The following is an 18,970-nucleotide window of genomic DNA, read 5'->3' as shown; positions in this document are numbered from 1 at the left end:
TGCAAGTAAAAACACAATCATCGACTACTCAGGTGGGTGCCGCACGTTCGGCACCCACCCTGGTGGGGGATGCCGATTTGCTGCGCGATTACCGCGCTGGCGACAAAACAGCCCTCGCTACGCTGCATCAACGTTACTTCCGAGCCATGGTCGCTCGCGCCTACCGAATGGTGCATAATCAAGCGGATGCCGAAGACATCGCATCGGAGGCGTTTTTGCAGGTGATCCGCACCATTGATGCTGGCAAGGGTCCAACCGTCTCGATGTGGCGTTACCTGCTTGTCACGGTCCGATCAGTCGCGATCAACCAGTCCTCGAACACCGAGGCGATCACGATTGAGCCAGAAAAACTTCTGGAGCAGATAGACCTCCAATCAACCATCCAGTACGAGGGAACACTTGACGAGACGGTCACGACCGCTTTCAAGCGCCTTCCTGAACGCTGGCAACTGGTCATCTGGTGCCGTGAGGTCGAAGGATACTCACAGCGCGAGACGGGCGGCGTTCTCGGGATTGCCGAGAACGCCGTCAGTGCGCTCACGCACCGGGCTAAGCGCGGGTTTCGTGCCGAGTTTCTCAGGGCGGTCATACAGTCGGACGCCTCCCCCTCGTGCAGGCACTTCCGCCAGCAACTCACAAAGCACTACACGTCAAAAACATCGAAACGCGCGATGATCCAGCCCGCCCTTGCAGAGCATCTGGATACTTGCCGCGCCTGCTCGAGTGTCTACGCAGAAGCCCGCGAAGTGAACTCGCGATTTGGTCGAACCATGTCGCTTGTGCTGATTGGTGGCGCACTCGGCGGCACCGCTGCGGGTGGCCTCATGCTGGATCAAGCCGAGACTGCGAGCGCAGAACCGCTCAGCGGCGAGCTTGCGCGCAGCACGCCGCTACTGACAAAAAAGCTGCTCCTGACCGTAGGAGCTGTCGTTGCCGCGTCGACCATTGCCCTGATGTGTGTGCAGGAGGCCACCTCTCAGCCCGGACCCGTAACCACGGCAGCCGCCTCCTCGGTCTCCGGAGGGAACAGCCAGAAGCTACTGGAACTCGATTTTCCCGTCGAAGAGACTCTCCACAATAGCGTCACTCCCTCAGATCCGATTCATGTGCTCGTTGAGAAGACAAGTGAAGGTTCGTGCGGCGTGACGTTTGTTCCCGTGGGCACGGGCCAAGAGAATGCATACTTCGAACAGTCCTCGGAGGGTCAGGGAAAGTGCCGCATTCGTACATCCCGAAACGGCGCTGAGATCGCGAACTTTCAGATGAACGACGGTGTGCGGCGCATCTACGTCAAGCGAGCAGACACCTATAGCTTTGCCTTCGAAACGGATCTCGCGGCCCCCAGCGCCCTCACGTTTCGAGTACTCCCCGAGCTACTCGGGGAGTAGGCACTGCCTCGGGGCAGGAGACCCCCGACAAGTCTTCTACGACATGGCTCTCGAAAACCGTGGTCTCCTCTCTTTCAAGCATGTATCACCCGTGATACACTCATCCCATGAGCGCAGTAACCGTCAGAGACCTCCGCAACAACAGCGCGAGCATGCTCTCTCGAGTCGCACAGGGAGAAAGCTTGACCATTACCAAAGACGGCGAGCCCGTTGCCAGCGTCGTTCCACTGCCGCGCGCGCCACTGAATGCAGAACAGCTGGTTCAACGCTTCAAAAACCTACCCCGAGTTGATGGCAAGCGCCTTCGCGCCGACATTGACGCCATCGTGGATCAGTCCCTTTGACAGCATCTAAGCGGCTGGCTCAGGCCCGCAAAAAAGTGGATCATGACGGGATTCTCGACACGTCCGTCGTGATTGATCTCGAGCAACTGGACCCGTCTACCCTCCCGGTTTTCCCGACCATCACTTCAGTCACGCTTGCCGAGCTTTCAGCCGGGCCTCTCGCTACAAACGACCCGGCAGAACAGGCCGCTCGGCAGGCCAGGCTTCAGCTGGTCGAAACGGTGTTTGACCCCGTGCCGTTCGACGCGGCCGCAGCGCGGGCCTTCGGCGGCGTCGCTTCGTCGCTGCGAGCTCGTGGCAAAAAACCGGCCGCGCGCGCCTTCGACGCGCTCATTGCGGCGACTGCGATCTCCCGTGGCGTTCCTCTCTACACGCTCAACCCCACCGACGTCTCTGACGTACACGGGCTCGAAGTGCGCGTACCCAGGCCGATGCGGTCCCCCGAAGACCTTGTAGAGATACCCGACGAAGAACCTGAGGGTTAGGCGCAGGAAGGGCCGCTGCGCCGGGCGTAGGATCAAGCTAGGTGCTTCATCTCCCAACACAGCGAAGGATCCGCATGACCAAGCAGTACGACCACATCGTTATTGGCGGGGGCGTCATGGGCCTCGCAACCACCTGGCAGCTCGCAAGCCGCGGCGAGAGTGTGCTGTTGCTTGAACGCTTCGGGGCGCACCACACAAACGGGGCCTCCCACGGCTCGACTCGCAATCTCAACAACGCGTACAGCGAGGATCACTACCTCGACCTCTTCACCGAAGCTTCTGCGCTGTGGCGAGAACTTGAATCAGGATCGGGCACCCAGCTTCTCGGGCTCCACGGGCTCGTAACACACGGCGATCCCGAGCGAATCACGGCCGCGCACGATGCGCTGCAAGCCCGCGGCGCCGATATCTCCGTGATGTGCGCTGACGAAGCGGCCGCGCACTGGACCGGCATGAAGTTTGAGGGCAACGTGCTGATCGGACGCGAGGCCGGAATCATCTTCGCCTCGCGCGCGCTCGATGCGTTTAGCGCAGCCGCCGTGGCAGCGGGAGCCGATATTCAGCGCGGCGTGAAGGTACTGGAAATTGATCCGCTCGCTGACGGAGCCTACGTCACGGTTCAGCACCCCTCGGGCGTCGAGGGCGTCGACGGACCCGTGCAAGATCTCTTCGCAGCCCACGTCACGGTCACCGCGGGCGCCTGGTCAGAGCCGCTGCTGCGCGGCATCATCGACCTCCCCACACTCACAGTGACCGAGGAGCACCCCGCACACTTTGCGCCACGCTCAAACGATCTGGTGTGGCCCTCCTTTAACCACCTGCTCGGCGCAGAATTGCTCGATGAGTTCGGCGCGGATGTGTACGGCATGCCGAGCCCCGGCGAGGGAACCAAAGTGGGGTTCCACTGCGTGGGTGACGAGGTAGACCCCGATGCGCGCACGTTCCACTCGACGGAGCGCCTACGCTCCCAGCTACGCACCTATGTCTCGGAGTGGTTCCCCGGGCTCGACCCCGATACCGCTGCCGAGATCAGCTGCACCTACACGTCAACGGCATCGGGCGACTTCGTGCTCGACACGGTCGGGCCGATCACCGTGGGCGCTGGGTTCTCGGGTCACGGCTTCAAGTTCGCCCCCGCAATTGGGCGCGTGCTTGCCGACGCCGCCATGGGACGCGGGCAAGCACCGTCGCCGTTTTTGTTGGAGACGCACCGCGCCTGGTAGCGCTCGGGCATATCGGCGAGCAGCGAGCGGCGAGTGGCAACTCACGCCACGGTCGGCTCGCCCAGCGAGAGCATCAGGCGGTTGGCCCAGTTGAAGAAGGCTCCCGCCTGAATAACGTCGAGCAGTTCGAGCTCGTCGAGTCCCGCAGCGCGCAGTGATGCGACGTGCTCCCCACCAAAGCGAGGCGGCGTTGCGGTCAGCGCGACTGTCGCAGCAATAATCGCGTTCCAGCGCGGACCAAATTCGGCCGTCACCCCATCATCGAGCAGACGCTGCACCTCCGCACGATCGGCCCCCTTCTCCGTCGCGAACCGCGAGTGCACCGAGGCGCAGAACACGCAGCCATTGAAGCGGGACGCGGCAGCCGCAGCGATCTCCCGCTCAGCACGTGGCAGCCCGGCGTCGGTGTTCGTGAAGATGTCGAGGTCGGTGAGGGTGCGCTCAAGAAGAGCCTCAGGATCACGCGCCAGCACCCGGAAGTACGGCATGTGCACCCGCTCGCGCTCTACCAGCGCCTCGTAGTGACGCTCCGTAAACTCGGCAACGGGCAGCGGTTCGAGCCAGGGCTTCCAGCCCAGAACATCTTGCGTGAACCGCGCGGGCTCCGTGACCTTTGGTGCGGGAGGCAGCTGCTCACGTGGCTCGGTGTCGCCGCCGGGCTCAGAATTCTGGCCGGCCAGATGAGTCGCGCTCGATCCCCAGGCCGCGTCGCGCAAGCGCTCCTCCGCCAGCTGAGCCACGCGAGCAGCGAGCTCCGTGAATTCGCCCGCTTCGACGGCTGCTCCCCCATCGGCCAACCGCAACTCGCTCAATCCGTGCACGACTCGTAGCTGGAAGGTGAGAAAAGCCACGAGCTGCGACAGCGTGACGATCCCCGTCGTGCTCCAGCCCGCGTCGAGCAACTGCTGCAGTGCGGCTCGGTCGGCGTCACGCGGGTGCAGCACGAGCAGGTGCGCGTGCTCGAGGGCGGCGGCGAGACGATCCCCCAGCGCGTAAGCGGCCTCGACCGAGTCGACGGAGAACTCAGGGCCGCTCACGCTCTCGGCAACGTTCTCAGCGCGAAATGCCCCGTAGGGACCCTCCCCCGCTGCCCGCCGCGCCTCGCCGACGATCAGCGCTTCAAGCCGCTCGCCCCCGGTGCTCCGCAACAGCGCGCCGTAGAACTCGACGGCCGCAGCCTGTCGATGCAGCTTGGCAACGAAGAGCGCAACGGCGGCGCGCTCGGCAAGACTCACCTGCGAGGCGTCACTCGGCAGGAAGAGCGCTTCGAAGCTGCCCTGCGTGTGCTCGCGCGACTCGGGACGCCGGTCGCGCGCTTGGTCAAGAGCGTCACCGGGAGCGATCCCGGTGAGGGCCGCGAGAACGTCGGTATCGAGGTGGATTTCGGTTTCAGTGGTGGTGGTCATGTGAAGCTCCATTCAGTAGGTAGTAGACATTGATTCTCAAGATCCTTCGGCCCCCTCCGGCCCTCCTGCCCCCTCCTGCCCCCCCCTGCGGTGAACGCAAGCCAACATTATGAGCGTCCATAATGTTGACTTGCGTTCACCGCAGAGGGGCGGGCGAGGCCGGGTGGGTCAAGCTGGTGGGCTAGGCCGGGTGAGCGAGACAGAGGTGGACTAGGCCGGGTGAGCGAGACTGGGCAGCACTCAAATCACCCAGCCCGGTCCGCGGCCCGGGATTGCTTCCAGCAGCTTGCGCGTGTAGGGGTGCTCCGGCGAGCTAAAGACTTGCTCCGTTGGACCCTGTTCAACCTGGCGGCCGCGCTGCAGCACCGAGACGGTATCGGCGATCTGGCGCACAACCGACAGGTCGTGCGAGATGAACACGTAGCTCAACCCGAGTTCTCGCTGCAACCGTGTGAGTAGACGCAAGATCTGAGCCTGCACCGTCACGTCGAGCGCCGACACGGCCTCGTCGAGCACAACCAGCTCGGGCTCAACGATCAGGGCACGCGCGATCGCGACCCGCTGCCGTTGGCCACCCGAGAGCTCCCGAGGTTTGCGATGGGCGAACTCCGGCGGCAGAGCAACGAGCTCAAGCGCACGCGACACCCGCGCACCTCGGTCAGCCGCCGAGCCAATGCCAAAGTTGCGCAGCGGTTCAGCGAGCACCTGGCCGATACTCTGCCGCGGATCCAGCGAGCCATACGGATTCTGGTACACAAGCTGCACGCTACGACGGAACTCGCGCAGGCCACGCCCCCGCAGCTCGGTCACCTCAACCTCGCCAACCCGAACGCTCCCGGAGGTCGGCCGAGCGAAGCCCGCGATCGCGCGCCCCGTGGTGGTTTTTCCCGATCCCGATTCACCCACCAGCGCGTGTGTCGTTCCACGTGGAACCGAAAATGACACGTCATCGACGGCAACAAACGGGGAAGCTCCGCGGGCTCCCCGAAACTCCTGCCGCAGCTCCCGCACCTCAAGCACCGGCGAAGCTGGCGCAGACACAGAGATCAGGGGTTCGGGATCGGATCCCACCCCCTCAGCAACGTCCACCACAACAACCCGCTCGCGCTCCCCCGGGTTGCCGAACGCCGGAGCGTCTGCCATCAGCTGGCGTGTGTACTCGGACTCGGGTCGTGTGAGCACACGCTCACTCGGCCCCGACTCCTGTACAGCGCCGCCGCGCATCACCACAACACTGTCCGCGCGCTCCGCGGCAACCGCCAGATCGTGCGTGATGAACAGCAGCCCGGTGCCGGTCTCCTGCCGCAGGCGATCGAGCAGATCCAGCACCGTGCGCTGCACCGTGACGTCGAGAGCACTTGTCGGTTCGTCGGCGATCAGCAGCTCGGGATCATTGGCGATCGCCGTCGCGATGAGCACCCGCTGCCGCATGCCACCCGAAAACTCGTGCGGGTACTGCTTCGCGCGGCGCGCGGGATCGTCGATGCCGACCTGGTCCAGCAGTTCGAGCACGCGACTGCGAATCGCGCGTCGATCACGCTGCCCGTGAATGCGCAGCGACTCGGCAACGCTCGCCCCAATCGTGGCGACGGGGTTGAGAGAGTTGCCGGGATCCTGCGGGATCAGCCCGATGCAGCGCCCGCGCAGACCGCGCCACCGCCGTTCCGAGAGGCCCACGAGTTCGGTGGGTCCGTCACGGCGTTCGTTCAGCACAACGCTGCCACCCGCGATCTGGCCGTTGGCGGCGAGCAGGCCGATGACCGACTGGGCAACAGTGGTCTTGCCCGATCCCGACTCGCCAACCACGGCAGTGACCTTGCCGAGTGCGACGTCGAAGCTGACGCCGCGCACCGCATCAACGAGACCGCGATCGGTGCGGTACTGGACGGCGAGATCCCGAATACTGAGCAGCGGGGTCGGGATCGCGGTCTCAGTTGGTCGCTCTACCCCCGCACGCGGGTCAGTTGTGGCCAGTGTTTCACCGCTTTTACTGTGCGCAAGTGACCCGCGAAGGCGGGTGTCCTGAGGCCCGGGGACCTTGGGCCCCGCGGTCTGAGGTTCAGTGGCGCCCACCGTTTCCGTCTGACTCATGATTCGCTCCCCCGGTTGATGGCCTGGCTCAGCCGATTACTCGCGATAACAACAAACACAACAACCAGGCCCGGCAGCACCGTCAGCCACCACGCGGTCGACACGTAGTTGCGACCCTCGGCAATCAGCAGGCCCCACTCGGGAGTCGGCGGCGGTGCGCCGTATCCCAGGAATCCGAGCGTGGAAATCTGCAGGATCGCGGACCCGAGTTGCAGAGCCGCGAGCGCGATCACGGGTGTGAGCGAGTTCGGCAGTACGTGCCGCCAGAGCACTCCGAAGAATCCGCCACCCGATCCGTACGCTGCCTCCACGTACTCGCTCGCCCGCACACTCACGACCTGCGCACGCGCCAGCCGGGCGAACACCGCGACCGAGGTCACTCCCACCGCGATCGCCGCGTTGGCGGTGCCGAAGCCGAGCAGAATCACGATGCTGAGTGAGAGCAGCAGGGTCGGGATCGCGAGCAGCACGTCGACCAGGCGCATCAGGGCCTCGTCGAAGCCGCCACCCAGGGCACCTGCGGTCACACCGATGAGCGATCCGAACACCAGTCCGACCGCGACCGCAATGAGCGCGGCGGTGATCGACTGCGTTGCGCCGAAGATGACCCGGCTCAACAGGTCGCGGCCCGTCGCATCGGTGCCAAACCAGTGCTCGGCGCTCGGGGCCTGCAGCGCGGGGCCCACGGTTTCGGTTGGGCTCACCGAGGTGAAGAGCCCCGGAGCCACCGCCCAGGCGATAGCGACCAGCAGGATGAGCAGCGGCAGCAGAGTGCCCGGGCGTAGGATCGCGCGCCAGGCTTTGGGTGCCTGGCGGGTTGGGCCTGCCTCCTGCACCGGCTTGATACCGGCAGATGTTTCGGCGATGACTTCCGTCGCGGTCATGAGATACCTCCTGAAGATACGGGGATCTCGGTCTCAGATGACTCAAGCTGCGTCGAAGCTGTGGCAGACCCAGAGCGCGCGGATCCTGCCCGCCGCTTCGCAGACCCACCAACTCGGCGCCCGCTCTGCCGCAGCCTTGCATCGAGCACGGGATAGAGCAGGTCGACGGCGAGATTGATCGTCACGAAGATGGCCGCCGCAATCACAACAACCGCGAGCAGCACGGGCGTATCGCGGTTGGCGACTGCCTGCGCCGTGAGACTGCCGATGCCGACCCTGCCAAACACGGTTTCCGTGACGATCGCACCACCGACCAGCTCGCCGAAGAGCAGCCCGGCCATGGTGAGCGCGGGCAGCAACGCGTTGGGGGCGACGTTTCGCCACAGCAGCCACGAAGTACCCGCGCCGCGAGCTCGCACGACCGACACAAACGGCTGCTCGCGCACCTCGTCGATGCTGCGCAGGAACACCTGCGCGAGCGGGGCTGCGATCGGGATCATGAGGGTCAAGGCCGGCAACACGAGCGCTTGGGTGTCGCTTGCGCCAATCACAGGGATCAGCCCAAGCTGGAACGAAAAGATCTGAATGAGCACAATGCCGATCCAGAACACCGGCAGCGACACAAAGAGCGGCGGCAGGTTACGGAAGACGCGGCGCAGCCAGCGGCCCTTGCCGTAGCTCGCGGTGAACGCGATCACCACGGCAAGGAACACAGCCCCGACGAGCGCAATCGACGCGAGTGTCAAAGTCCCCGGCAGCGCCTCGGCGAGCAGCGTCGACACCGCGGCTCCGCTCTGCACGGAGTAGCCGAGATCGCCGGTGAGAAACGCGCCGATCGAATCGAAGTAGCGCAGAATCAGCGGCTGATCGATGCCGTACGACGCCCGAATCTCGGCCAGCTGGTCTGGTGAGAGGCCGAGATCCGGGTTGCCGTAGCGCGCCATGACGGCGTCACCCGGCAGGGCCGCGAGCAGCACGAAGGCCGCGGTGTAGGCGAGCGCGAGGACCAGGATGGCCTGGCCCACGCGCCGCAGAACAGCTGTGCTGGTCACTGTTGTCTACTTACTTGCCGAGCGTGACATCGTAGAAGGACGGCCGACCGATCGACTCGGTGTGGAAGCCCTTGACCGATGAACGCAGTCCGAACACCTGCGGTTCCTCGAAGAGCGGCAGCACGTAGGCCTGCTCGGCGAGGCGCTGCTGCGCGGCGGCCGAGGCCTTCTGGCGTTCTTCGGTCGTTGGCACCGAGGCGACCTGCTCGAGCAGCCCATCGAGCTCTTTGTCGCGCACGGTTTCGGTGGCGGTGTCGAGGTTCAGGAGCGCGTTACGGTTCTTCGAGTAGAACTGCGACTTGAGCACGTCGTAGTCCGCGCGACCGACCATTGAGTGGTAGACCTGAATCTTGTCTTCGTCGAGGCGGGCTTCGTCTTGCGCGGCCTGATCCCCCGCGAACAGTTCGACACCGATCCCGATCTTTGCCAGCTGCTCCTGAATCAGCGTGACGACCTCTTTGGAGCGCGGCTGCGGCAGCGCCTCGTTAAAGGTGATGACGAGCTTCTGCCCGTCCTTCTCGCGGATGCCGTCGGATCCGGCAACCCAGCCGGCCTCGTCGAGCAGCTTCGCGGCCTTCGCGGGGTCGTACTCGTAGAACTTCGAGGTGTCGGTGTAGCCGAGTGCGGTCTTCGCGAGAATGCCCGTAGCGAGCGGGTAGTTCTTCGTGAAGAGTGTGTCGACAATCGCTTCGCGATCGACGCCCGCGATGATCGCCTGCCGCACCTTAATGTCATTGAGCAGCGGGTGGTTGAAGCGCAGGCTCAGACTGTTGTTGACGCCGTTGGTAGACGCCGCGACGAGCGTGAGCCCGTCCGCCAAGAACTGCGCCTCGTCGGGAGCGGGGATCTGGCGCGCGATATCTGCCTGGCCCGAGACGACCGTGCCGACTCGCACGCTCGACTCCGCGGCCACCAAAATGTCGACCCCGTCGATCTTTGCGGCGCCCTGATGGTCGCGAGCTTTGGGAGCCCAGTCGTAATCCTTGCGTGTTGTGAGCTTCAACTCCGAGCCGACCTTCTCATCGGCGATCACAAACGGACCGCTGCCGATAATCTTGTCGGCGTTGCCCGGCCCGAACTCCTCGCTCGTGCGGTCGAGGGTCTTGTTCGACAGCAGACCCGAGTTGATCGTCGAGACCGCCTGGGCGAAGCCCGGCGACGGGGCCGTGAAGAAGAACTTGACGGTGTGTGCGTCAACCGCTTCGCCGTGGTCGTAGTTGTTGATCGCTTCAGAGACCGAGAGCGCCCGCTTCGTGTCGCCCTTGCCAAACAGGTCGAGGTTCTTCACGACGTTCTCGGCGTCGAGGGGCGTGCCGTCTGAGTAGGTGACACCGTCGCGCAACTTGAAGGTGTACTCGGTGGCGTCGGCGTTGACCTCTGGCAGTTCGGCCGCGATCCACGGCTCGAGTTCAAGCGTCTCGGGATCCTGGTAAAGCAGCCGGTCCGTAACCTGGTTGAGCACACCACCGTTCGGGTAGAAACCGCCGGCCGGTGGGTAAAGCGTGTTCCAGGTCTGCGGCTCGAGATAGGTCAGCGTCTTGCCGCCCGCCGAGTCAGTCCCACTCGCGCTCGAGGAGCAGCCGGTCATCGCGAGGGCGACTACGGTTAGCGCTCCGATCAAAGCGATGCGAGGCTTCTTCATGAGGTCTCCTTCAAGTTCTGGCGGGCCGTTGTTGGCAGTTCCGCCGGTTGGTGGGCAGTGGCACCGTTCGATGCAACAAAAGCTATTGTTATACGTGACATTACTTTTTGAATATCTCCGACGTAACAGAACTTCATGTTGGGGCCCTGCCGTCACATACGGTCACACGCTTGCGCCCGCCCCCGGTACGCCGCGTATAACGGTCACATGACCTCGAAACCTTCCCGCGCCTCAATCGCCATCATTGGGGCGGGGCCGCGCGGCACGTCGCTCATCGAGCGGATCGGCGCCTCGCTCACAGGCCCAACCACACTCGACCTGCACGTGATTGACGAGGCCCAGTCGGGGGCCGGCCGCATCTGGCGCACCGATCAAACACGCGAGTTGTGCATGAACACGCTCGCCGGTGCGGTCACCCTCTTCACCGAGGAGTCAAGCTCGGTCGCGGGGCCCGTGCTCCCCGGACCGACGCAGTACGAGTGGTGCGTGCTGGTGCGCGATACGGCTGCGGTTCAGGATCCGGGCCACGCTCGCAACACCCTAGCCTCGACGCCGTCGCCAGCGATCCCGCAGGCACACACGGAGGCGTTCCACTCGCACCCGGTGCGCGACGGCCTTGCCGCCGAGTACCGCGAAGAGCTCGCGGGGATCCTGCCCGAGTCCCACCCCAGTCGTGCGCTCTACGGCGAATACCTGAGCTGGTGCTACCACCGCGCTGTGGCGCAGCTTCCGGAGGGGGTGCGAGTGATCCGGCATCGCAGTCGTGCGGTCGGGATCGAGCAGGCCAGTTACTCAGGCGCGAACGAAACCGTTCTGCTCGCCGACGGCACCTCGATCACGGCGAACTCCATCATCATCGCCGCCGGGTGGCTCCCCCGGGCCGAAACACTCGCCGAGCGAGAACTCGCGGCCTCAATCGCGCGAGCCGAGGCCTTTCCAGCCACCGCCGTGACGACAGCTACCGGCCACCCTGCCCTCACCTGGGTGCGCCCCGACAGCCCTGTCGACCAAGATCTCAGCGGGATCACCCCCGGATCGCACGCGATCGTGCGCGGCCTCGGCATGGGGTTCTTTGACACCATGGCATTGCTCACCGCCGGTCGCGGCGGGGAATTTTCGGAGGATCAAACCGCCCCCGGCGGCCTGCTCTACACCCCGTCGGGGCAAGAGCCGATCCTGCACGTGACCTCGCGGCGCGGGGTGCCATTCCGCGCGAAATCGCTCTACAACTCACTGCCACCCAAACCTGCCCAACGGTTTCTGCGCGAGGTCGACTGGGAGGCCACCCCGCGGCCCATCAATTTCGATCAGCAGGTGTGGCCGCGGATCGTTGCCGATGCCTTTTTCGACTACTACGCCACACTGCACAGGGTGCGACCCGAGGCGCTCATTGCGAGTCCAAGCCAGATCCACGACACGATCCGAATCGTTCTCGAATCGCTACTCCTCTCGGCAGCCGACCTCACCGATGCGCCCGCCGCATTCAACCTCGCGTTGGCGCCATTCGTTCCGAACGCGTCAGATCGTTTCGACCTCTCAACCGAGATCGAACCGGTCGACGGTGCATTCGCACGGCCGGAAGACTTCGATGCGTGGATCCGCGAGCGTGTCGAACACGATCTGCACGAGGCCGAACTGGGCGTCGATAGCCCGCTCAAAGCTGGTTTGTGGTCCGTCAGCACGGCGAGAGCCGTGGCGAACAGGATCGGCACACTCGGCGGTTTCGACGCAGAGTCGCGGCGCTCGGGCTTCGCTCTGCTGCACGCCATCGGTGGCATGGTCGGATCGGGGCCGCCGGCCTTCCGTAACCGACAGTTGCTCGCGCTGGCCGAGCAGGGAATCGTGAGGTTTATTGGCCCGGGCGCCCCCGTAACCGTAAGCGAGCACGGTTTCACAACGGCCTCGCCGGTCGTGGCCGACTCCGAGATCACCGCACCAGCTCTGATCGACGCGTGGATGCACTTTCACGACCTCGCCGAGACTCGGGATCCGCTCGCACAGAGCCTCGTTCAGGCCGAACGCGCCCGCGCGTTCGGAGTCACACGGCGAGACGGTGGGCTTGCCCCCACCAGAGCTTTCGACGTCGACGGCGAGACCGGACGACTCGTGCGCGCAGACGGCACACTCGACGCCGCCATTCACGTGGCTGGCATCCCCGTCGACGACACCCTGCACGACACAATCATCAGCCCGATGCCCGGCACAGATCCCCCGATGCTGCGCGAGACCGACCGGGTTGCCCGCAGCGCACTCGGCGTGGCGGGCGTACCACTCACACGATCACGACGATCCTCACATTCCGACGTAACCGCAACGCCAGCAGCAGTTCCAAGCACGTAAACTCCACGGATGACTACCGCATGCCCAGGGAGTGAAGCACCTGATCACTTTTGACACATTACCTATCAATTTCCTGTTATGCTTGCGAATTGGTAAATGAAGAGCTAATACCAACACTGTTCACACAAATGCAACAGCCATTCTTGTTCAGGGAACCACGGAAACTCGTGGCACAGGAACGGTTTTGTATACAAACAGGAAAGATAACAAGACAACGTTCCAGTGCAGTGGAACTCAAAATTACGCCTGAGTAGTGCGAGTGGGGGGAACCACTCAAGTTTCATCTAGGAGAGTTCGTTTTGAGACAACGCCGACCCTTGCGGTCCCTGATTACTGCTGCTGCACTCGGAGCAATGCTGCTTTCAAGCATTGGCTTGACAGCAGCCCCCGCTTCCGCCGAGCAGTCGCCCACCGACTACGGAATCTACAACGTCACCCTTGAGGGCCCTCCGGGCGGGTTCGCCCTCGGTGACACGGGCAAAGTGACGTTCGCCACCTACCCCACCGATGAGTCAGCCCTCCCTCTGCGCATCTACGATGGCGAGACCATTGTTCGAACGCTGACAATGCCAAACGGCCTCAGCCTCGAAGGACGGTTTAGCGGAGTTGACACCTGCCCAGGCACCGGGAGAAACGAGAACATTGCCTACGGCATGGACGGGCAGCCAAATGGATCCGTCTTCTACACAAACGTCGTGTGCGAAGAAATCGACAATGGGAACGGCACACACTCCTACCAGTCGTCTATCACGTACGAGGTAGACAGGTTCTTCAACATCACCACGGCGCTCTACGGATCGATCAACGTAAAACGCACCGGTCCACTCGCCGCAGACGCAGAGGTGTCAATCTCGCAGAACCTCACCCCCGGCTACGAACCTTCCCCTGGATCCCAGCAAACGAGCAAAACGCAAGCGAATCCCGCACCGGACCTCAGGGCCTCCACGATCGGAGCAAGTCCTGACGTCGTGAATCTAAACACCGGCAGCACATCGACGATCACCGTGCAGGCGCGGGACGAGTTCGGCACGCCCCTCAATGTCGGTGGCGCAACCCTCACAGGCACTTCGAAGGACGCAGCCAATCAGGACTTCGGGTCTCTCACCCCATTCCAGTACGCGGGCGGTGGCAAGTACACCGCTCAGCTCACCTCCACCCGGTCCGGGGTCGCTACAGTCGCCTATCAAATAGGCGGAGTCGCAGGTACCAACACCGCAACTGTCAGCTTCTCCGCTGGAACCGTTGATACCGGGCGCAGTAAGACCTCGTATTCGGTGACGACCGATCCGCAGCCGGTGAAAACCGGCGAGCACATTGTCACGGTGAAGCTTGTCGACAAGTACGACAACCCCGTTTCTGGTCAGGGAAGCAGCCTGGCCGGAACGCTGACCCAGCTTTCTGGGGCTACCCTTACCCCGTTTACAGAAGACCCCACCACACCAGGCACGTACCTCGCAAAGATCACATCCACGCAGGTGGGAACCGCCCTCGTTTCCGTCACCTGGGCAACAAAACCCCTCACCCTGAGCGGCAATAACCGCGCTGAATTCGTAGCTGGCCCCGTTGACACCGGCCACACGAAGACCTCGTACTCGGTGAGCACCGGGCCACAGCAGGTCGAAACAGGCAAGCACATCGTGACTGTCGAGTTGGTCGATGCCGACGGAAATCTGGTCTCGGGTCAGGCCGGCGCACTCTCAGGAACCCTGTCCGGTCTCGCTGGTGCAACAATCACTGGGTTCTCTGCGACGACCCCCGGCGTCTACACGGCCGAGGTGAAGTCACCGACAACGTCTGGAACCGCGAAGGTCGCGGTGAACTGGGGCCTGAATCCAGTCACACTGCGGGGCAACGGGGAGGCTTTGTTTGAGGCCGGTGCAGTCGATCTGAACAACACAGCGGGCAAGACCAACTTTACGGTTTCCACCACGCCCCAGCCGGTCATCAGCGGTTCGCACACCGTGACGGTGCAACTGGCCGACAAGTTTGGCAACCCGGTCACCGGCAAAGCGGGATCGCTTGTTCCCTCAACGCAAAACGAACTGGGCACTGGATCCGTCTCTCCCTTCAGCGAGACAGCTCCGGGGCAGTACCGGGCAACGGTGACGTCGTCAACATCGGGCGGCAAAGTCATCAAAGTGGCGTACAACACCGCGACGGTCGGGCTCCTGCAGAACGGAAACGACACTGCCGTGTTCATCGCGGGCGGCGTTGACCTTGGCCACGCGAACACGCAGTATTCTGTTTCGGATTCGGATCAGGTGGTTGGCACCGGCGAGCACTGGGTCACGGTAAAGCTCGCCGACTCCCAGGGCAACCCCGTTTCAGGTCAGGCAACGGGGATCAACGCGACCACAACCGACGACCTCGGCGATGGCACAATCGAGGACTTTGCTGAGACCTCGGTAAAGGGCACGTACACGGCCAGGGTCACCTCCACGATCTCAGGCGCGAAGAAGATCACCGCAAAGTTTGGCTCAAACGCCATCCGACTAAGCGGAAACGACAAGGCGCGATTCGTCGCTACTGGCGTTGATCTAGATAACAACAACAACCAATCCAACTTCACGGTGTCCCCCGGCACCGCCTCCATCAACGGAGGATCACACACGGTGACCGTGCTGTTGGCCGATAAATATGACAACCCCGTTACCGGTCTTGCCGGGAAGCTTGAACCGTCCAGCGCACAGAGCCTTGGCACGGGCAGCATCTCGACGTTCAAAGAGATCGGTCCTGGCAAGTATGAAGCGCGGGTAACCTCCTCACTCGTCGGCGACAAGGTCATTACGGTGATCTTTGAGGGGCAGGTCGTCAAGCTTCAAACAAACGGCAACAACACGGCAAGGTTTATCGCTGGCGGCGTTGATGTTGGAAACAGCAAGACGCGGTACTTCGTGTCGGGCCAAGAGCAGCCCGTTGGCACGGGCGAACACTGGGTCACCGTGACGCTCGCTGACGCTTCGGGCAACGCAGTTTCGGGCCAGGCCACTGGCATTACCGCGTCCACCGATAACGAGCTTGGCGACGGCAACATCGGCCTGTTCACGGAGACCGCAACGCCGGGCACCTACAAGGCAAAGGTCACCTCGACCGTTGCTGGCGCAAAGGTCATCACCGCTAAGTTTGGCGGCAGCCTGATCTCCCTGGATGGCAACGACACCGCCCGCTTTGTCTCGGGTGATGTTGACCTGGAGAACAAAGACGGCAAATCGGCCTATTTCGTCTCGGGTGGCGATCAGAAGGTCGACTCCGGCGCCCACACCATTACGGTGGCGCTGGCCGATCAGTATGGCAATCCGGTGTCCGACCAGCAGGCGAAGCTGACCGGGTCGACGCGCGACAGCCTGGGCGCGGGTTCGATCACCGGTTTCGTTGAGTCGCAGGTCAAGGGCACCTACACGGCGACCGTCACCTCAACCGACGTGGGCAACAAGGTCATTATGGTTGTCCTCGGCACCGAGAGCGTGAAGCTGCAGGGCAACAACACGGCCAGGTTTGTGGCTGGTGACGTTGATATCGATAACAAGCTGGGTCACACCAATTACACCGTGTCGACCGGCCCGGCCTCTATCGAAACCGGTTCGCACTCGGTAACCGTCTTGCTGACTGATAAATATGACAACCCGGTGACCAAACAGGCCGGACTGTTGAAAGCAGCAACACAAGACGACCTCGGCTCAGGAACGATCTCAACCTTCCAAGAGACCGTTGCCGGTACCTACGTCGCAAAGGTGACCTCTTCGCTCACCGGAGTCAAAGTCATCACCGTGACGCTCGGGGGTCAGACTGTCCACCTTTTGCAGGGAGGCAATTCCAAGGCGACCTTCATCAGCGGTGGTGTTGACACCGGCAATGCTGAAACGAAGTATTCGGTTTCAACGGGCAACAGGTTCGTCGGCACCGATAAGCACACCGTGACAGTCTCTCTGGCTGACGCGCAGGGCGATCCAGTTTCGGGCCAGCAGGCCGGCATTCGCGCCGCCACAATCGACGACCTGGGCGATGGGGACATCAGTGACTTCACTGAGACCACAGTCAAGGGCACGTACACAGCGACAGTGACATCAACCGTGATTGGCCAAAAAGCCATCACGGCCACCTATGGCGCAAACAGTGTCACGCTCACCGGAAATGGCGCAGCGAACTTCATTGCGGGCGACGTTGACGTAGACAACAAGGAGGGCAAAACCAGCTACACCGTTTCGAGAGGTTCCGTGGCAACGGGAAGCGGAGAGCACACCATCACGATCAAGCTTGCCGACAAGTACGGTAACGGGGTCTCGATGCAGAGCTCACAGCTCGAAGCGCGCACAATCGATCCTCTTGGCACGGGCTCAATTTCGAAGTTCTCGGAAACGGCAACACCCGGAACCTACACGGCCAAGATCACTTCCAGCGTTGGCGGCACAAAGATCGTCACCGTCACCTTTAGCGGTGCGAACGTCTCGCTCGAAAACAATGGAAATGATCGTGCGGTGTTTGCCGCCGGTGGGGTTGACGTGGATCACTCGTCCACCCGCTTCTACGTGTCTGGTTTTGAGCGACCCGTTGATACCGGTGAACACACGGTGACCGTTTTGCTGGCAGACTCCGGCGGCAAGCCGGTCTCCGGTCAGGCCAATGGAATCAATGCGGCCACGTCCGACAACCTGGGTAACGGGGGCTTCAGCTCATTCTCCGAGACTGCTGCTGGCGTGTACACCGCAACCGTTCGGTCGACCGTTCCAGGGGCCAAGGTCGTCACTACGTCCTTTGGCGGGAGTGCCGTCACGCTCGGCGGCAATGACACCGCCCTGTTTGTGAGTGGCACGGTTGACCGCGGCAACACCAGCGCGACCAACTATCGAGTGTCCACTGGCGCTCAAGAGGTCGGCACCGGCACGCACACGATAACGGTCACACTCGCCGACAAGTACGGCAACGCCGTCGTAGGGCAGGCATCAGCGCTCGGTGCATCCACGAATGGTCAGCTCGGCGCAGGTTTCATTTCCGCCTTCAACGAGGGATCCACCGCCGGAACCTACACCGCGAGAATCACCTCGACCCTGTCGGGCGGCAAGACCATCAAGGTGATGCACGATGGTGCTGCCGTGAGTCCCGGCGGCACTGCAGCAAACCCGGCCAACACCGTGGCACTGTTCGCCTCGACCTCGGTCGACCTGGAAAACAGCTCATCTGCCTACGAGGTTTCCACTGGCGAACAGCCTGTGGTCTCGGGCAAACACGAGGTCAAGGTGACGCTGGCCGATGTCTATGGCAACCCAGCAACGGGTCAGGCCGCAAAACTGAAGGCTGCAACCTCCGACCCGCTGGGAACCGGCAAGGTAACCGCGTTCACCGAGACTAAGACGGCCGGCACCTACGTCGCGTCCGTCAGCTCGAGCGTGGTTGGCAGCAAGGTCATGTCGGCCACCTACAACGCGCAGGGCATCACGGGTAAGAAAAACCTGACTGCCAAGTTCAAGGCGAACCCCGACGATTCGAAACTGCCGGTTCCCGTGTGCACACCACCGCGCAAAACTGCTGTGTTCAGGGACACACCGCTGACGCACAAGTTCTACAAAGAGATCGACTGGATGAGCTGCATGGGGTACTCCACCGGCTGGCGTCAGCCAGTGGGCAAACCGCTCTACAAGCCGCAGGACAACCTGTCGCGCGAGGCAATGGCGGCGTTCATCTTCCGCATGGAAGCCCCGAAGTCGTACAGGGCTCCAAAGGTGTCTCCGTTTGCCGATATGAAGCCGGGAGACCCTTTCTATCGGGAGATCTCGTGGATGTTCGAGTCGGGTTTGTCGACGGGTTGGTACGATCCCGCGGGCAAACCGACGTTCCGACCGAAGCAGAACCCGACTCGTGAAGCGATGGCAGCGTTCATCTACCGCCTCGAATCTCCTCAGAACTACAAGGCACCGACGGTGTCGCCGATGGCCGACATGGCCCCGGGCATGAAGTTCTATCAAGAGATCTCGTGGATGTACGACGTGAAGCTGTCAACGGGCAACCGAACGGCAAACGGGAAGGAATACTGGCCAAAGGAAAACCTGTCACGACAGGCGATGGCAGCGTTTATCTACCGACTTGTGTTGGACTATCGCAAGTAGTCGCTTGAGATGAT

General features: G+C 62.8%; 11 protein-coding genes. 6 read left to right on the top strand and 5 right to left on the bottom strand.

What is annotated here, in order from left to right:
- The first annotated feature begins 32 nt into the window (after nucleotides 1-32).
- The 4 genes from G7068_RS11335 to G7068_RS11320 all read left to right on the top strand — a co-directional run bounded on the left by G7068_RS11335 (nucleotide 33) and on the right by G7068_RS11320 (nucleotide 3,440).
- Complete coding sequence (locus G7068_RS11335; RefSeq protein ID WP_166292056.1) at nucleotides 33-1,388, top strand: RNA polymerase sigma factor; 1,356 nt, start codon at nucleotides 33-35, stop codon at nucleotides 1,386-1,388.
- Nucleotides 1,389-1,495: 107 nt separating this feature from the next.
- Nucleotides 1,496-1,732: a type II toxin-antitoxin system Phd/YefM family antitoxin gene (locus G7068_RS11330; RefSeq protein ID WP_166292055.1), complete on the top strand. Its 237-nt coding sequence runs from the start codon at nucleotides 1,496-1,498 to the stop codon at nucleotides 1,730-1,732.
- The gene (locus G7068_RS11325; protein ID WP_244304474.1) at nucleotides 1,729-2,217 is read left to right on the top strand and encodes a type II toxin-antitoxin system VapC family toxin; all 489 of its coding nucleotides are present in this window, start codon (nucleotides 1,729-1,731) and stop codon (nucleotides 2,215-2,217) included. Before G7068_RS11330 ends, G7068_RS11325 begins: the two co-directional genes overlap by 4 nt.
- A 74-nt stretch (nucleotides 2,218-2,291) precedes the next feature.
- Entirely contained in the window at nucleotides 2,292-3,440 is a 1,149-nt protein-coding gene (locus G7068_RS11320; RefSeq protein WP_166292054.1) for an FAD-dependent oxidoreductase, read from the top strand.
- 41 nt (nucleotides 3,441-3,481) lie between these two features.
- Here the strand turns inward: G7068_RS11320 and G7068_RS11315 are convergent, their stop codons facing one another.
- From G7068_RS11315 to G7068_RS11295, 5 genes are all read right to left on the bottom strand, one after another.
- Complete coding sequence (locus tag G7068_RS11315; RefSeq protein WP_166292053.1) at nucleotides 3,482-4,846, bottom strand: alkylhydroperoxidase domain protein; 1,365 nt, start codon at nucleotides 4,844-4,846, stop codon at nucleotides 3,482-3,484.
- 240 nt (nucleotides 4,847-5,086) lie between these two features.
- Nucleotides 5,087-6,937: a dipeptide ABC transporter ATP-binding protein gene (locus tag G7068_RS11310; protein ID WP_166292052.1), complete on the bottom strand. Its 1,851-nt coding sequence runs from the start codon at nucleotides 6,935-6,937 to the stop codon at nucleotides 5,087-5,089.
- Nucleotides 6,934-7,821: an ABC transporter permease gene (locus G7068_RS11305; RefSeq protein ID WP_166292051.1), complete on the bottom strand. Its 888-nt coding sequence runs from the start codon at nucleotides 7,819-7,821 to the stop codon at nucleotides 6,934-6,936. Before G7068_RS11305 ends, G7068_RS11310 begins: the two co-directional genes overlap by 4 nt.
- On the bottom strand, nucleotides 7,818-8,873 hold the full coding sequence (locus G7068_RS11300; RefSeq protein WP_166292050.1) for an ABC transporter permease: 1,056 nt from the start codon (nucleotides 8,871-8,873) through the stop codon (nucleotides 7,818-7,820). Before G7068_RS11300 ends, G7068_RS11305 begins: the two co-directional genes overlap by 4 nt.
- 10 nt (nucleotides 8,874-8,883) lie before the next feature.
- Nucleotides 8,884-10,515, bottom strand: coding sequence for a TIGR04028 family ABC transporter substrate-binding protein (locus G7068_RS11295; protein ID WP_166292049.1), 1,632 nt, complete (start codon nucleotides 10,513-10,515; stop codon nucleotides 8,884-8,886).
- Nucleotides 10,516-10,722: 207 nt separating this feature from the next.
- Between G7068_RS11295 and G7068_RS11290 the strand changes: the two genes are divergently transcribed.
- Nucleotides 10,723-12,855, top strand: a complete 2,133-nt coding sequence (locus G7068_RS11290) for an FAD/NAD(P)-binding protein (protein WP_166292048.1) — start codon at nucleotides 10,723-10,725, stop codon at nucleotides 12,853-12,855.
- A 353-nt stretch (nucleotides 12,856-13,208) separates the two neighbouring features.
- Complete coding sequence (locus tag G7068_RS11285; RefSeq protein WP_166292047.1) at nucleotides 13,209-18,956, top strand: invasin domain 3-containing protein; 5,748 nt, start codon at nucleotides 13,209-13,211, stop codon at nucleotides 18,954-18,956.
- Nucleotides 18,957-18,970 lie beyond the last annotated feature (14 nt).

The sequence above is a fragment of the Leucobacter viscericola genome, assembly GCF_011299575.1.
Lineage (GTDB): Bacteria > Actinomycetota > Actinomycetes > Actinomycetales > Microbacteriaceae > Leucobacter > Leucobacter viscericola.
This window is presented reverse-complemented; position numbering and strand designations above follow the sequence as displayed.

Excerpts from the sequence above, each read along its gene's own strand:
- G7068_RS11320 (WP_166292054.1), top strand. The coding sequence starts at position 2,292 with ATGACCAAGCAGTACGACCACATCGTTATTGGCGGGGGCGTCATGGGC.
- G7068_RS11315 (WP_166292053.1), bottom strand. The coding sequence starts at position 4,846 with ATGACCACCACCACTGAAACCGAAATCCACCTCGATACCGACGTTCTC.
- G7068_RS11290 (WP_166292048.1), top strand. The coding sequence starts at position 10,723 with ATGACCTCGAAACCTTCCCGCGCCTCAATCGCCATCATTGGGGCGGGG.
- G7068_RS11310 (WP_166292052.1), bottom strand. The coding sequence starts at position 6,937 with ATGAGTCAGACGGAAACGGTGGGCGCCACTGAACCTCAGACCGCGGGG.
- G7068_RS11305 (WP_166292051.1), bottom strand. The coding sequence starts at position 7,821 with ATGACCGCGACGGAAGTCATCGCCGAAACATCTGCCGGTATCAAGCCG.
- G7068_RS11330 (WP_166292055.1), top strand. The coding sequence starts at position 1,496 with ATGAGCGCAGTAACCGTCAGAGACCTCCGCAACAACAGCGCGAGCATG.
- G7068_RS11295 (WP_166292049.1), bottom strand. The coding sequence starts at position 10,515 with ATGAAGAAGCCTCGCATCGCTTTGATCGGAGCGCTAACCGTAGTCGCC.
- G7068_RS11285 (WP_166292047.1), top strand. The coding sequence starts at position 13,209 with ATGCTGCTTTCAAGCATTGGCTTGACAGCAGCCCCCGCTTCCGCCGAG.